At 67.2% G+C, this 14,552-nt stretch carries 16 protein-coding genes, 1 tRNA gene and 1 riboswitch; of the genes, 7 read left to right on the top strand and 10 right to left on the bottom strand.

What is annotated here, in order from left to right:
• Positions 1–14: 14 nt before the first annotated feature.
• The 6 genes from ASF53_RS02305 to acnA form a co-directional block, all read right to left on the bottom strand.
• A complete protein-coding gene (locus ASF53_RS02305; protein ID WP_056193109.1) occupies positions 15–326 on the bottom strand; it encodes a hypothetical protein in 312 nt (103 codons plus the stop codon).
• Entirely contained in the window at positions 326–652 is a 327-nt protein-coding gene (locus ASF53_RS02300; protein ID WP_056193106.1) for an EthD family reductase, read from the bottom strand. Before ASF53_RS02300 ends, ASF53_RS02305 begins: the two co-directional genes overlap by 1 nt.
• Positions 653–737: 85 nt before the next feature.
• Positions 738–2,069, bottom strand: coding sequence for an NAD(P)/FAD-dependent oxidoreductase (locus ASF53_RS02295; RefSeq protein ID WP_056193103.1), 1,332 nt, complete (start codon positions 2,067–2,069; stop codon positions 738–740).
• Positions 2,070–2,227: 158 nt separating this feature from the next.
• The gene (gene maiA, locus ASF53_RS02290; RefSeq protein WP_056193100.1) at positions 2,228–2,875 is read right to left on the bottom strand and encodes a maleylacetoacetate isomerase; all 648 of its coding nucleotides are present in this window, start codon (positions 2,873–2,875) and stop codon (positions 2,228–2,230) included.
• A 124-nt stretch (positions 2,876–2,999) separates the two neighbouring features.
• Positions 3,000–3,299: an antibiotic biosynthesis monooxygenase family protein gene (locus ASF53_RS02285; RefSeq protein ID WP_056193097.1), complete on the bottom strand. Its 300-nt coding sequence runs from the start codon at positions 3,297–3,299 to the stop codon at positions 3,000–3,002.
• A 276-nt stretch (positions 3,300–3,575) separates the two neighbouring features.
• Positions 3,576–6,275, bottom strand: a complete 2,700-nt coding sequence (acnA, locus tag ASF53_RS02280) for an aconitate hydratase AcnA (RefSeq protein ID WP_056193095.1) — start codon at positions 6,273–6,275, stop codon at positions 3,576–3,578.
• A 720-nt stretch (positions 6,276–6,995) separates the two neighbouring features.
• Between acnA and ccmA the strand changes: the two genes are divergently transcribed.
• Positions 6,996–7,643 carry a heme ABC exporter ATP-binding protein CcmA gene (gene ccmA, locus ASF53_RS02275; protein WP_056193092.1) on the top strand — a complete coding sequence of 216 codons (648 nt, stop codon included), beginning with the start codon at positions 6,996–6,998 and terminating at the stop codon, positions 7,641–7,643.
• On the top strand, positions 7,640–8,308 hold the full coding sequence (gene ccmB, locus ASF53_RS02270; protein WP_056193088.1) for a heme exporter protein CcmB: 669 nt from the start codon (positions 7,640–7,642) through the stop codon (positions 8,306–8,308). Before ccmA ends, ccmB begins: the two co-directional genes overlap by 4 nt.
• Positions 8,309–8,422: 114 nt before the next feature.
• Here the strand turns inward: ccmB and ASF53_RS02265 are convergent, their stop codons facing one another.
• The 3 genes from ASF53_RS02265 to ASF53_RS26485 all read right to left on the bottom strand — a co-directional run bounded on the left by ASF53_RS02265 (position 8,423) and on the right by ASF53_RS26485 (position 10,123).
• Positions 8,423–8,686, bottom strand: coding sequence for a hypothetical protein (locus ASF53_RS02265; RefSeq protein WP_056193085.1), 264 nt, complete (start codon positions 8,684–8,686; stop codon positions 8,423–8,425).
• Positions 8,687–8,805: 119 nt separating this feature from the next.
• Complete coding sequence (locus ASF53_RS02260) at positions 8,806–9,225, bottom strand: hypothetical protein (protein WP_056193082.1); 420 nt, start codon at positions 9,223–9,225, stop codon at positions 8,806–8,808.
• A gap of 575 nt (positions 9,226–9,800) precedes the next feature.
• A riboswitch (cobalamin riboswitch) is annotated at positions 9,801–10,000 on the top strand.
• Positions 9,995–10,123, bottom strand: coding sequence for a hypothetical protein (locus tag ASF53_RS26485; protein WP_286134058.1), 129 nt, complete (start codon positions 10,121–10,123; stop codon positions 9,995–9,997). Its footprint overlaps the riboswitch before it by 6 nt.
• Between ASF53_RS26485 and ASF53_RS02255 the strand changes: the two genes are divergently transcribed.
• The 3 genes from ASF53_RS02255 (at position 10,122) to ASF53_RS02245 (ending at position 13,327) form a co-directional block, all read left to right on the top strand.
• A complete protein-coding gene (locus ASF53_RS02255; RefSeq protein ID WP_056193079.1) occupies positions 10,122–12,365 on the top strand; it encodes a TonB-dependent receptor in 2,244 nt (747 codons plus the stop codon). The genes ASF53_RS26485 and ASF53_RS02255 overlap by 2 nt on opposite strands.
• Positions 12,366–12,529: 164 nt before the next feature.
• Positions 12,530–12,820, top strand: a complete 291-nt coding sequence (locus ASF53_RS02250) for a hypothetical protein (RefSeq protein ID WP_056193076.1) — start codon at positions 12,530–12,532, stop codon at positions 12,818–12,820.
• 216 nt (positions 12,821–13,036) lie between these two features.
• Complete coding sequence (locus ASF53_RS02245) at positions 13,037–13,327, top strand: hypothetical protein (protein WP_286134057.1); 291 nt, start codon at positions 13,037–13,039, stop codon at positions 13,325–13,327.
• An 80-nt stretch (positions 13,328–13,407) separates the two neighbouring features.
• On the opposite strand, the gene ASF53_RS02240 is transcribed toward ASF53_RS02245, so the two are convergent.
• A tRNA-Thr gene (locus ASF53_RS02240) sits at positions 13,408–13,483 on the bottom strand.
• 142 nt (positions 13,484–13,625) lie between these two features.
• Between ASF53_RS02240 and ASF53_RS02235 the strand changes: the two genes are divergently transcribed.
• Together ASF53_RS02235 and ASF53_RS02230 are read left to right on the top strand one after the other, a co-directional pair.
• Positions 13,626–14,297: a Maf-like protein gene (locus ASF53_RS02235; protein ID WP_056193070.1), complete on the top strand. Its 672-nt coding sequence runs from the start codon at positions 13,626–13,628 to the stop codon at positions 14,295–14,297.
• The gene (locus ASF53_RS02230) at positions 14,294–14,512 is read left to right on the top strand and encodes a DNA gyrase inhibitor YacG (protein ID WP_056193066.1); all 219 of its coding nucleotides are present in this window, start codon (positions 14,294–14,296) and stop codon (positions 14,510–14,512) included. Before ASF53_RS02235 ends, ASF53_RS02230 begins: the two co-directional genes overlap by 4 nt.
• Positions 14,513–14,552: the final 40 nt, after the last annotated feature.

Genomic DNA, 14,552 nt, shown 5'->3' with positions numbered 1-14,552 from the left:
CGGCCCGGCCGCGATCAGGCGGCCTCCTCGTCGTCATCGAGCGTGGGATCGCCGGTCCAGGCCGTGGCGAAGGCCGCGAGGTGACGCGCATCGGAGAAGGCAAGCACCGTGACCCTGCGCTCCGTCGGCATGCCACCAGGATAGGGCGCGAGAAGCACCGTTTCCTGCGACAGGCGCGCGTCGGGGGCGTTCGCATCGATCCACGCCTTCGCCTCGGGCGTCAGCGTCGCCGGATCGGCCAGCGCCCGCGAATCGGCCCGCAGCACGATGATCGTCGTGCCAAGCCCCGGATTGGAGGCCTGGATCTGCTTGATGATGTCGATCATCACCCTCTCACTTCAGACGCCGCAAATTCGCTGAGCTGCACCATCGGCTGCGTGTCGGTGAAGTTCGGAATATCCCCGAAGATCTCCGGCCCATCCGCAGCGGCCGCGGACTTGAACGCGTCGGCGGATTCGAAGCGCAGCAGCGCCACGACCTGATAGGGTGGCGTGCCACCATCCGGCGTGCCGGTGCCCGTCACGACCGTGTAGTCATGCAGACCCTTGCCGGTCCAGCGTTGGCTGACCAGCGGCATGTGCTTCTTCAGATAATAGTCCATGTCGAAGCGGGTGCCGGCACCGCTCGGATACATCACGCTGACGAGGATCATGGCGTCTCCTTCCGCCGGCTTCTTCCTTGAGCCGGCGGATCAGGAACATGTCGCGCCCGCCCGCCGGATCAAGTCTCGGGCGTCATCAGTGCAGCTTCACCCGCGGCTCGGTGCGCCGGGTGAGCGCCCGGGCCAGGGCATCGAGGCTCGTCTTCCACCAGCCGTTCACCGCCGTCTCGTGCATCTTGTAGAGCGAACGGTACATCAGCCGGGCGAACAGCCCGGCAATGAACATGTTCTTCCCCTGGATGAAGCCCATCAGGTTGCCGACGGCGGTGTACTCGCCCAGCGAAACCAGCGAGCCGAAATCGCGATATTTGAACGGCTTCAGCGGCCGGCCCGCGAGACGGTTGGCCATCTGCCCGTAGAGGTGCGAGGCCTGCTGGTGAGCTGCCTGAGCGCGGGGCGGGATCGGCGTCTGGGAGCCTTCCTCGACGAGGTAGGCACAATCGCCCATGGCGAAGATGTCCGGATCGCGGGAGGTCTGCAGCGTCGCCGTGACGACGAGCTGGTTGTTGCGGGTGCTTTCCAGCCCGCCGAGATCCTTGAGGAAGGCCGGCCCCTTCACACCCGCGGCCCAGACCACGAGTTCGGAGGGGATGAAGCCGCCATCGGCGAGCTGGACGCCGTCGGCCCGCACCTCGGTAACGCGGGCCTGCACCCGCACCTCGACGCCGATCTTGGCAAGCTGCTCCATCACCTCAACCGCCAGCCGCTGCGGCACGGCCGGCAGGATGCGGTCGGCCGCCTCGATCAGGGTGATCTTCAGATCCTTGGCCGGATCGATCCGGTCGAGGCCGGTGCGCGCGACCTCGCGGGTGGTGCGGTGCAGCTCCGCCGCCAGCTCGGTACCGGTCGCGCCCGCGCCGATCACCGCCACATGGAGCTGGCCGGGACGCACCGGACCCTCCTGGGTGTGGGCACGCAGCATGCCGTTGACGAGGCGCTGATGGAAGCGAAGCGCCTGCTCCTTGGTGTCCAGCGCGATGGCGTACTCGGCCACCCCCGGCGTGCCGAAATCGTTGGTGGTGGAGCCCACCGCCATGATCAGCGTGTCGTAGGGGATGGTGCGCACGGGCGTGACCTCGCGCCCCTCACTGTCGCGGCTGGCGGCGAGATGGATCACCCGCTTCTCGCGGTCGAGCCCGGTCATCTCACCGATGCGGTAGCGGAAGTGGTTGGCGTGGGCGTGGTGCAGGTAATCGATCGCGTGGTGGCCCACATCGAGCGAGCCAGCGGCGACCTCGTGCAGCAGCGGCTTCCAGATATGGGTGCGCGCCCGGTCCACCAGGGTGACGTGTGCCGTGCCGCGTTTGCCGTATTTGTTGCCGAGCTTGGTTACCAGTTCCAGCCCGGCGGCCCCTCCCCCCACCACGACGATCTTGTGCTGATCCGTGACCGATTCGCTCGGAACCATCCTCGCCCCCACTCCCGTCGCCGGCCGCCTCGCTCCGGCAGCCTTTCAGTTTGGAATGATCTTACATCGCTAACCGTGAAAGCACCCACACGTTCGCAGCGTGTCTGGAACGCAAATCCAGCATTACTGACCGGTCCGTTTCGTAAAAAAAATTTTGCTTACGCTGCGGGAGCGCCGGGCTGGCGGAGCGGATGGGCGCAGGCGACGGCGTCGAGGGCGAGAAGTTCGTCGGCGATGCGTTTGACCGTGGGATAGGCGGCGGTGTCGATCCCGAAGATGCCGGTGCCGACCCACAGGCTGATGAGGCACAGGTCGGCATGGCTCACCGCGTCGCCCTGGCAGAAGCGGCCGGTGCCCGCCTCGGTCGAGAGCCGGGTCTCCAGCGTCTTCAAACCGGTGGTGAAGGCGTTGCGCAGAAACTCGAGCATCCGCTCCCGCGGCAGGCCGTAATTCTCCATCAGGAAGGTGCGCACCCGTGGCACGTAGAGGGGATGGGTGTCGCAGGCGACGACCTGCGCCAGCGAGCGAGCACGGGCCCGCGCCCGCGGCTCCTCGGGAAGCAGCGGCACGCCGGGCCGGGTCTCTTCCAGATAGTCGAGGATCGCGAGCGACTGCGTCAGCGGCGGGCCGTCCCCATCGAACACAGCCGGCACCGCGCCCTGCGGATTGATCGCGAGGAAGTCGGGCTTGTGCTGGTCGCCGGCGTCGAGGTCGAGGAAGACTTCCTCGTAGGCGATGCCCTTGAGGTTGAGGGCCATGCGCACGCGGAACGCCGCGGCCGAGCGCCAATTGCCGTACATCTTCATGAGGCCGTCTCTCCCCTATGTCGTCCGGCCTTGGGTGGCCGTTTTAGAATGCCGCACAGAACTCCCGGCCTGCGACCGTTTCGCCGTAGGCCTCACATTGCGGCGGGCGTTCTGTGCGAAACAGTCAGAATGCCTGAAGCGTCAGTTCGGTGTGCTCCACCTGGGGCGGCGCCTCGAAATAGGGAGAGACCATCGCCCGGTAATCCTTCCAGGCCTGCGAGCCGGTGAAGTCCTTGGTGTGCGCCTCCAGCGTATCCCACTCGATCAGCAGGCGGTAGCGCTGCGGCTTCTCGATGGAGCGGCGCACCGCGAAGCTGCGGCACCCGGCAGCGGCCCGAAAGATCTCGGCGGCCCGGGCGATGCCGGCCTCGAATTCGGTTTCCGCGCCAGGCTTCACGTCGATCTGCGCAATTTCGAGGATCATGTCCGCCGCTTCCCAACCTTTGCCCGCCGAAGTTTTTCGGGCGAGCGTTCGAAGCGGGGGAATAGCCGATGCTCCGATGAAGCGTCGAGCCAGGACGGACGCCTTCCCCCCCTCTTCGTCTCGTTTGCTTCGGTACGGCCATCGCACCGCTTCTGATCCGGCCACGGAAGAGCGGCGCAGAATGACGACCGATACGGTGGACGGAACCGCTCGCTCAACGAAAAAGCCCCTCCCTTGCGGGAGAGGCTTTCAGGCAGCGCGAACGGATGGAAGCGCTTACGCCGCCAGGGACCGCAGCACGTAGGGCAGGATCCCGCCGTTGCGGAAGTATTCCAGCTCGTCGAGCGTATCGATCCGGCAGGTCAGCGGGACCTCCCGCTTCGAGCCGTCGGCGGAGGTGATCTCGGCGGTCAGCGTCTGGCGCGGCTTCAACTCGCCGGACAGCCCCTTGATCGTCACGGTCTCGTCGCCCTTGAGGCCGAGCGATTCCCAGGACTCCTCGCCCTGGAAGACCAGCGGGACCACGCCCATGCCGACGAGGTTCGAGCGGTGGATGCGCTCGAAGCTCTCGGCGATCACGGCGCGCACGCCGAGGAGCTTGGTGCCCTTGGCCGCCCAGTCGCGGGACGAGCCGGTGCCGTATTCCTTGCCGGCGAAGACGACCAGCGGCGTGCCCTCCTCGGCGTAGCGCATGGCCGCGTCGTAGATGTACATCCGCTCGCCGTCGGGCTGGTGCAGCGTCCACCCGCCCTCGACGACGTTGCCGGCCTCGTCCCGGACCATCTGGTTCTTGATGCGGATGTTGGCGAAGGTGCCCCGCATCATCACCTCGTGGTTGCCGCGGCGCGTGCCGTACTGGTTGAAGTCCTGCACCCGCACCTGATGCTCCTGCAGGTACTCACCGGCGGGCGAGGCCGCGCGGATGTTGCCGGCGGGCGAGATGTGGTCGGTCGTGATCGAATCGAGGAACAGGCCGAGGATGCGCGCGCCCTCGATGTCGGTGATCGGGTCGGGCGTCTTGGTCATGCCCTCGAAGTAGGGCGGGTTCTGCACGTAGGTCGAGCCGGCATCCCAGGCGAAGGTCTCCGCCTCGGTGACCTCGACGCCCTTCCAGTTATCGTCGCCGCCGAACACGTCGGCATAGCGGCTCTTGAACAGGGACGAGGTGATGTTCTCCTCGATGAAGCGGTTCACCTCCTCCGAAGACGGCCAGATGTCCTTCAGGTAGACCGGCTGGCCGTCCGAACCCTGGCCGAGCGGCTCCGTGGTGATGTCGATCTGGAGCGAGCCGGCGAGCGCGTAGGCGACCACCAGCGGAGGCGAGGCGAGGTAGTTCGCCCGCACATCCGGGTTCACGCGGCCCTCGAAGTTGCGGTTGCCGGAGAGCACCGCGGCGGCGACGACGTCGTTGTCGTTGATCGCCTTCGAAATCGGCGCCGGGAGCGGGCCCGAATTGCCGATGCAGGTGGTGCAGCCGAAGCCGACGAGGTTGAAGCCCAGCGCGTCGAGGCTCGCCTGGAGGCCGGACTTGTCGAGATATTCGCCGACGACCTGGCTGCCGGGGGCGAGCGAGGTCTTCACCCACGGCTTCGAGGTCAGACCCTTGGCGACCGCGTTGCGGGCGAGCAGGCCGGCGCCGATCATCACGCTCGGATTCGAGGTGTTGGTGCAGCTCGTGATCGCGGCGATCACCACGTCACCGTGGCCGATGTCGAAGTTCGTGCCCTCGACCGGGTAGCGCCGGGCGATGTCGGCCGCCTTCTTGAACTCCTTCTCCATCGAGTCGGCAAAGCCGGCCTTGGCGGAGTCGAGCAGCACCCGATCCTGCGGGCGCTTCGGGCCGGCAAGCGACGGACGCACGGTGCTCATGTCGAGTTCGAGCGTGTCGGTGAAGACGGGATCGGGGGTCTTGGCGTCGCGCCACATGCCCTGCGCCTTGGCGTAGGCTTCGACCAGCGCGATGCGGTCGTCCTGCCGGCCGGTGACCTTCAGGAAGTCGATGGTCTTCTGGTCGATCGGGAAGAAGCCGCAGGTCGCGCCGTATTCCGGCGCCATGTTGGAGATCGTGGCGCGGTCGGCGACCGGCATGTCGTCGAGGCCGGGGCCGTAGAACTCCACGAACTTGCCGACCACGCCCTTCTTGCGCAGCATCTGCGTGACGGTGAGCACGAGGTCGGTCGCGGTGGTGCCCTCGGGCAGCTTGCCCGACAGCCTGAAGCCGATGACCTCGGGAATCAGCATCGACAGCGGCTGGCCGAGCATCGCCGCCTCGGCCTCAATGCCGCCGACGCCCCAGCCGAGCACGGCAAGACCGTTGACCATGGTGGTGTGCGAATCGGTGCCGACGAGGCTGTCGGGATAGGCGATCTCGGCGCCATCCTCGGTTCGGGTCCAGACCGTCTGGGACAGGTATTCGAGGTTCACCTGGTGGCAGATGCCCGTGCCCGGCGGGACCACGGAGAAGTTGTCGAAGGCCGACTGGCCCCATTTCAGGAAGGTGTAGCGCTCGCCATTGCGGGCGTATTCGAGGGCGACGTTGTCTCCGAGCGCCTTCGGGGTGCCGAACTCGTCCACGATCACCGAATGGTCGATGACCAGATCGACCGGGACCAGCGGATTGATCTTTTGGGGGTCGCCGCCGAGGGCGACCATGGCGTCGCGCATCGCCGCGAGATCGACGACCGCCGGCACGCCGGTGAAGTCCTGCATCAGCACGCGGGAGGGGCGGAAGGCGATTTCGGTCTCGGCCTTGCCCTGGTTGCCGAGCCACGCGACGGCGGCCTCGATATCGGCCCGCTTGACCGAGCGGTCGTCCTCGAAGCGCAGGAGGTTCTCGAGGATGACCTTCATCGAGAACGGAAGGGCGGTCGAATCGGCCAGGCCGTTCTTCTCCGCCTCCGGAATGGAATAGTAGGTGTAGGTCTTGCCGCCTGCTTGAAGCGTCTGGCGAGCTTTGAAGCTGTCGAGGGATGCCACGGCGAGTCGGGTCCTGAGCTGGCGTTAGCGAACACGGAGCAGGCATAACCTGCGCCACGAGAGGTGTTCGGCCGGAGGCGCTCCAAGGAGCGCGCGCCGCCCCGGGGGTGCCCGGGTAGCGAGTGCCATCGGAGAACTCCCGGCGGCCGGGAGGCCCGCAAATGACACTCAGGATGGTGCGCGAGGGGCGATTTGGACGCCCTGGAATGATCGCGCGGCGCAGCCTGAGCCGGTCTATAGAACGTTTCGAAATTGGCCGCTACTGGCCCGATGACACAGGCGCGCGACTGATATCTCGCCCCGCCCGATCGATGGGTCCGGCGCCCGTCCGCCTCTCAAGGCATAGCAGTGGTGCACGGCGTCCCAAAAAGCTGTGCGTTGGTCCGGGGTCAGGCGTGCGAGCCGCGCCTCCACTTGCACGCGCCCGGCGATGGCGGCGGGATCGCGGGCCAAAGCCTCTTCGGACGAGTGAGGTGGAGCCCGCGGGGCCGTCTCGGCATCCATGGTCGGCCATCCTGCGAAACCGCCCTTCGGCATCACCGAATCAATGCGTCGGTGGCCCGAGCGGTTCGCGCGCCGTCGAACGATCCGCTATAGGCCGTACGAGACCGGCCTCTCCCCCGCGGGATGTCCCGGTTTCCCCCTCGCGCAACGTGAGGACATCCCACAGCCAGGACCGAGACGAAGCGTGCGGACCTCCCCCTCATCGAAGGCCGATCCGTGCGGTTGATCGTCGAGAACCTGGCCTGTCGCCGCTCCGGACGCCGTATCTTTTCCGGCCTTTCCTTCTCGCTCGGACCCGGCGAAGGCTTGATGGTCACCGGCCGTAACGGCGCGGGCAAATCGAGCCTGCTCACGATGCTGTCCGGCCGCCTCAAGCCCGATGCCGGCACCATCCGCGCCGAGGGCATCGGCGAGGCGAATCTTCCGGAATGTCTGCACGTGGTCGGGCACCGGGACGGTTTGAAATCGTCGCTGACGGCCGCCGAGAATCTCGAATTCGCCCGCGATCTCCTCGGCAATCCCGCTGCCTCCCCAAAGGCGGCTCTGGAGGCCATGGGCCTGCCGCATGTCGCGCGGTTGCCAGTCGGCTACCTGTCGGCGGGTCAGCGGCGCCGGGTGGCGCTGGCGCGCCTGCTGGTCTGCCGCCGCCCGCTCTGGCTCCTCGACGAACCGACCGCCGCGCTGGATCTCGCCTCGCAGGGGGTTCTCGCCGAGCTCATGGGACGCCACCGGGCCGAAGGCGGACTCGTAGTTGCTGCAACGCACCAAACCCTCGGCCTTGAGGATGCCCGAGAGCTGCGCATCGGAGCGGCAGTGCCCGAAGCCACCCCTGAAGCCGCGTCCGAGGCGGAGGATTGGCTGTGATCCGGGCCTTCTCCGCGCTCCTCGCCCGTGATCTGAAGCTGGCTGCCCGGGTCGGCGGCTCGGGCGCGCTCTCGCTCGTCTTCTTCCTGATGATCGTGGTGCTGGTGCCCTTCGCGCTGGGGCCCGACATGAACCTGCTGTCGCGGATCGGCCCCGCGATCCTGTGGCTCTCAGCGGTGCTCGCCACCCTGATCGGTCTCGACCGGCTGTTTCAGTCGGATGAGGAGGACGGCTCCCTCGACCTGATGACCGGCGCTGCCGTGCCGCTGGAGCTAGTGGTGCTGGCCAAGGTTCTGGCCTCCTGGCTCACCACCGGCCTGCCCCTGGCGCTGGCCTCGCCGCTGTTCGGCCTGCTGGTGGCCCTCTCCCCGAAGGCCATGGGCGCCACAGCCCTGACGCTGGCCCTGGGCACGCCGGCTTTGGCCTTCATCGGCGCGGTCGGCGCAGCGCTGACCGCCACCATCCGCCGGGGCGGCCTGATCCTGGCCATCATCGTGCTGCCGCTGATGGTCCCGACCCTGATCTTCGGGGTCTCGGCGGCCGAGGCTGCGCTCGGCGGCACGGTGCCGTTCACGACCCCGTTGACGGTGCTCGCCGCCTTGAGCCTGATCGCGGCGGTGGTGGGCACCCTGGCCGCCGCCGCGGCGCTGCGCTGGTCGGAATGAACCGGGCGCGGCTCTATCAAGGCTGCGCCTCAGTTCGTCGGATGTGAGGCGCTCCACAAGATGCTCGCCCGCCGTCCGGTCCCGGCAGCGCGGCGGCAGCTTCGGGCGAGACGCTTACTTGTCGCAGCCGATGCAGATGCCTGTGTCGATCTTGTCGTCCTTTTTCTCCATGGCGGTCTCGCGGTCGGGATTGCCCGCGCCGCGCGGTGCACCACCCGCCCCGGCGGGCGGCATGGTCTGGCCGACAGCGGAGGTGTTCGGCGCGTAGATGGTCGACGTCGGACCACCTCCGGTGCCGGTCTGCGCCGGCCCTTCGGCGGCAGCGGATGTGGCGAGGGCCGCGACCAGAACCGCAGCGAACGACAGACGAGTGATCATCGGCAAACTCCCTTGGGGTTCGAACGCACTAGACCCCCGAGGGTTCACGCCGGTCCACCGCAGGAAATCGACCTCGCATCAGCTCTCGCACGTTCCAGCGCGACAGCGCTCCACCGGACTCAGTCCGGCCAGCAGATCGTCGCTTCGCGCAAACCCATCAGACGGGCCTCGTCGAGCCCGAACGAACGCGAGGCATCGAACACTTCGCCCGCCACGCTCACTTCGCAGGCTTCATCGAGCGCGCCACCGGCACACAGCGCGAGGGCACGGCTGCGGCCCTGCGTCTCCGCGGTCGCGACCCGGATCAGAAGCTTGCCGGCCAAGCGGACATTGCCCGTCGCATCCTCCGGCATCAGGCCGATGCAGGTGATCTCGTCATCCCTGGCATAGACGAGGTGACAGTGATCGAGCGTGACGCGCTCACCGACATGATGCCGGGCCGTCGCCGCGAAGACCGCCGCGTCCGCATGCGCGTCGAGTGCGTGAGCCCCGGTTGAAAGCAAAAGGCCGCTCAAGGTGAAAACGCATCCGATCCGCATGGAGGACCCCACCGAACGAGTCTAACCGCGCAAACTTCGCAATTTGCGGGCCGGAATGGCCTTGGGGCCGGCACGTTCGGGAAATCAGCGTCAGCGGGTCTGGCCGGTCGCCGGAGCGTGAGTGTTCTGGTTGTCGGTCGGGCCGGTGCGCGTGAAGGCGAAGACGACGAGCCCTGCCAGGATCATCAGCACGACGGGGAAAGCGAACATCCAACGGGGCATATCTGGCATCCATGAGGAAGCATCCGGAGGACCGAAACCCCTGGCCGGCCGAATGGCTCCGCCGGAGCGGATGAGATCGGGAACTAACATATGCGATAAATGCATGCCCGATCCGACGCGCCGGCAATTGCTTTGTGCAGTGCAACGTGAGAAATCATGGCCATGCCGGATCGCGATGGCGTCGCGGTCCTGCAGCCCTTCTTGGGCGTTTCCTCCCTAGACTTCGGGCCGTCCTTCGGGGCGGCCTTTTTTTGTTTTGGCCACCGTTCGGCTTTGCCCGCGCTCTGGTCCGCGATTGTGGATCGCCGCTCACACGAGCGTCCTAAGCGCATTGACCGCAGCGCCGCCTTGGCCATAGCTTGGCCGTTGACGGTTCCCGCAAGGGATCAAAAGGGAACGCGGTGGAGGGCTTTCGGGCTCGATCCCGCGGCTGCCCCCGCAACTGTGAGCGGAGAGCCCCCCATCACCACGTCACTGGGCATGCCTCGCCTGGGAAGACGATGGAGGGCGACGACCCGCGAGCCAGGAGACCTGCCGTCAGCCGTGGTCACACGCGAGCCATGCCGGGCGGGGTGTCCCAGCAGGTGTCGAAACGCTGAAGGCCCATGGCCGGCAGTGGATCGGCCTCGGTCGCGGTGACGTACCACCGTCGCTGCCGAGGCATCGTTTCCATCATGTCCCCCCTTCACCGCCGCGTCTGCGGCCGGTCCTTCCTGTCCGCCGTCGCCCTACTTCCCCTCACCCTGTCGGGCCCGGTTCGGGCCCAAGAACCCCAGACGCATCTCGATGAGATCGCGGTGCAAGGCGGTGCCGGAATCGGCCTGCCCACCAACGCCCCGGCCGACGCCGTCGGCATGGACGCCGCTGCATCTCTGCGGACGCCGAGCCTGACGCAATCCTCGCCGGTCGGGCTCAACCTGCGCACGCCGTCGCGCTCGGCGAGCCGTCTCGGCCTCACGCCGATGGAAACGCCCGCGAGTCTCGACATCATCTCGGGCGAGACCATCCGCCTGCGCGGTCAGACCAGCGTGCTCGACGCCGTGTCGCAGAACGGCACCGGCATCACCGCCTTCGGCTCGCCGGGCTCGGGACTCGGCTTCTTCACCGCCCGAGGCTTTGCCGGGGCGAACTCGATCCAGACCCTGTTCGACGGCACTCGGCTCTATGTCGGCGCCAACACCGTCACCTTCCCGTTCGATACGTGGAACGTGGAGCGGATCGAGGTGCTGCGTGGGCCAGCTTCCGTTCTCTACGGGGACGGGGCCATCGGCGGCATCGTCAACGTCGTCTCGAAGAAGCCGCTGTTCACGCCCCTCAACGTCGCCCGCTTCGGGCTCGGCGAGGACGGCATCGCCCGTGCGGCGGTCGATTCGACCGGGCCGATCGGCGAATCCGTGGCCTACCGCCTCAATGTCAGCGGCAACCGTGCCGATGGCTGGATCACGCCGGAGGGCGACTTCCGCAACCTCGCGGTCTCGGGCGCACTGACGCTCCAGGCGAATCCGGATCTCGCCTTTACGGTTAGCCACGATCTCGGCTACCAAGAGCCCACCCGCTACTGGGGCACGCCGCTGGTGAACGGGCGGGTCCCCGACGCCATCCGCTTCAACAACTACAACGTCCGCGATTCGAAGATCGCCTGGACCGACAACTGGACGCAGTTCCGGACGGAGTGGACCCCCTCGGCCGATGTGACGGTGCGCAACACCGCCTACCGCCTCCAGAGCCGCCGGCATTGGCGCGACGTCGAACAGTACCGCTTCAATCCGGCAACGGGCCTCGTCGATCGCTCCGACTATCTCGAAATCTACCATAGCCAGGAACAGGTCGGGAATCGGTTCGACGCGACCTTCCGCGGTGCCGTTCTCGGATTCGCCAACACGTTCTCGGCCGGCTTCGACATGAACCACGTCAGTTTCCGCCACACCAACAACTTCACCTTTTCCGAGACGCCGACGAGCGTGCCCCTGAACGACTACGATCCGGGCTTCTTCCCGCCAGGAGGGCGGGCGAGTCCGGCCTACGCCACGCGCACGAACCAGGCTTCGGTCTTCGCCGAGGATCGGCTGTTCCTCACCGACCGGCTGTCGTTCCTCAGCGGCGTGCGCTTCGACGCGCCGCGTCTCGACCGGGAGGATCTGCGCAGCGGCGCAACCTTCGAGCGCTCGTTCCGGGCCCTCGGTTATCGCTTCGCGCTGCTCTACGAGCCGATGCCGGACACAGCACTCTACGCGCAATACGCCACCGCGACGGATCCGGTGAACAGCCTGATCAGCCTCTCGCAATCATTGGCCGGTTTCGAACTCTCGACCGGCCGCCAAGTCGAACTCGGCGCCAAGGGCGTCGTCTTCGGCGACGCCGTGGAATGGACGCTGGCCGGCTACCGCATCGTCAAGGATAACTTGATCTCGGCGGTTCCGGGCCAGCCGACGGTCTCGATCCAGGTCGGCCAGCAATCCTCCCTCGGCGCGGAGGCCGCGCTCTCCTGGCTCCCCGCCCCCGGCTGGCGTATCGATGCCAACCTCGCCTTGCTTCATGCCCAGTACGACGACTTCACCCAGAATGTCGGCGGGGTTGCCGTCTCCTATGCCGGCAATCAGCCGATCAACGTGCCGGAGCAGGTGGCCAATCTCTGGGTCAACTGGGCCTTCGCCCGCGATTGGGAGGGGCGCGTCGGCCTCCAGCATGTCGGCGAAGTCTTCTCCGATTTCGGCAACACCGCGCTGCGACCGGCCTACACGCTGGTGAATCTCGGCCTCGACCATCAGGTCACGGCCGGTTCCCGCCTTTCGCTGCGGGTCTTCAACCTGTTCGACAAAGTCTACGCGGTCGATGGCAGCGCCGTGAACGGCATCGGCACCGCCTGGGTTCTCGGGCGCCCGCGCTCGTTGGAGGTCGCCTACACGATCGCGTGGTGAACTGCGCACCGGGACGCTCGAACACGGAGGCCTGCGCGTGTCGTCACCACGCCGCAGGCCCCTCGGGAAACCGCATGGCCGATGGGGGACTTGCCTTGCGGAGAGTTGATCCTTCGCAGGCCTCCGGGGCGTGCGAAGACGCCGTTTCGTTCAGGAGTCCCTCGATGCACCGCATCGCCCTCACCTTCACCGTTCTGAGCTGCCTCGGCGCAAGCGCAGCGACCGCGCAGGCTGGCCCTCCCGGCCTCCCCGGCGGCCCGTTCCCGCCGGGCACGATCATCCAGCGCCAGACCAACACGACCGGCAACACCGTCGATTACATCATCGCCCCCGGCGCCACGGGAGCCGACACCATCACCACGAATTCGGCGGCGGGCGGCAATGCCGGGCAGCCGGAGCGGGCCATCCCGCAGGGCAGCGCAGGCGGCGGCAGCGGCGGCGGCAGCTCGCGGTAAGAATAGCACAGCCGAGAAGGCCGGCCCGGCGCCGAACAGGATCCCGACGCGCCGGGCCGGCAGTGCCGCGAGTAAGTCTCTGAGAAATCGTTTAATTTCGTCGCGCATGCGAAGCCCGATGCAACGTCGGTAAGCGCGCTCGCGTTGGGCCCGCGGTCGGTCGGCAACACGTCCGACGCCACGACAGGGAGCGCAACGATGGGCCGAGCGACCGCAATGGGTATCCTGGCAATGCTGACGCTTGTCAGCCCGTCGCTGGCGGGAGCCCGTCTGAAAATGGACGACAAGGCCTCGCTTTGGCCGCGTACTGGGGCCAGCGAGAAGATCGACTTCACCAACCGCGTCGGCAAATCGATGAGCACGCTCTCGCCGGGCCTCGACAGCGGCTATTTCATGCGCTGCCTGGAAGAGGTCGCCAATATCGGCGACACCAAGGATCTCACGCTAAGTGATATGGTGCGCACCTGCGTTTCGCTGCAGGCCAGCCGATCTGGCGCCACGGAGTGAGAGCGCGCTCGCCAGCGGATCGACGGGAAATCCCGATCCAACATCGCTGGAGCGCAGAAAATCGCAGAGGGGGGGGAGAGTGGTGCCGCAAGAGGGATTCGAACCCCCGACCCCCTCATTACGAATGAGGTGCTCTACCAGCTGAGCTATTGCGGCGTCACATCCGGTTCGCCGCATCGACGCCCGGTGGAATGTGCCGGGTCTTAGACGGCCGCCCTGCCCTTGGCAAGCCTCCGACGCCGTCTGATGCGTGACACTGCGTTGCGGTACCACCGGGCTTGGGCGTAAGACCTCGCCGATGAACGAGCTTCTCACTTCCGACGCCCTGAAGCCGCAGGTTCCCGGGGGGCCTGCGCGACCGCCCCTCGTGCTTGCTTCGGCCTCTCCGCGCCGGCTGGCGCTGCTGCAACAGGTCGGAATCGAGCCGGATGCGCTCCTGCCCGCCGATATCGACGAGACCCCGCGCAAATCCGAATCGCCCCGCGACCTGGCCCGCCGCCTCGCCCGGGAAAAGCTGGAGGCAGCCCAGGCTGCAGCGCGGCGTCGGGACGACTTGCGCGAGGCCTATCTCGTCTCGGCCGACACCGTGGTCGCCGTGGGCCGCCGCGTGCTGCCCAAGGCCGAGCTGCTCGACGAAGCCGCCGACTGCCTGCGGCTGCTCTCGGGGCGGGCGCATCGCGTCTATACCGCCGTCTGCATCCTGTCCCCGAAGGATCGGCGCCGCGAGCGCATGGTCGAGACTCGCGTGCGCTTCAAGCGCCTCTCGAACCGCGAGATCGAGGGTTATCTTTCCTCGGGCGAGTGGCGCGGCAAGGCCGGCGGCTACGCCATCCAGGGCTTGGCGGCGGCCTTTGCGGTGAAGCTGGTCGGCTCGCACAGCGCGGTGGTCGGGCTGCCGTTATACGAGACGATGAGCCTGCTCGAAGGAGAGGGCTTTCCCGTGCGCGGCGCCTGGGGAGCGGCCACATGAGTCAACCGGTGAAGAAGACGGCGGCAGACAAGCCCCTGGCCACCTGTCCGATCTGCCGCAAGCCGGCACGGCAGGAAACCAAGCCGTTCTGCTCGCCTCGCTGTGCCGATATCGACCTCGGACGCTGGCTCGGCGAGCGCTACGTCATTCCGGGGCCGGAGGAGGATGAGCTGTCCTACCCGCCCCGTTCGGACGACGAGAATCGCTCGCACTGAGGCTGAGATCCGCACCCGGCAAAAAAGCTTCGCCTTCGGT

Origin of the sequence: Methylobacterium sp. Leaf123, from assembly GCF_001423405.1 — a bacterium.
Classification (GTDB): domain Bacteria; phylum Pseudomonadota; class Alphaproteobacteria; order Rhizobiales; family Beijerinckiaceae; genus Methylobacterium.
Note: the sequence above shows the minus strand (reverse complement) of the source record. Positions and strands in the feature narration are given on the sequence as shown.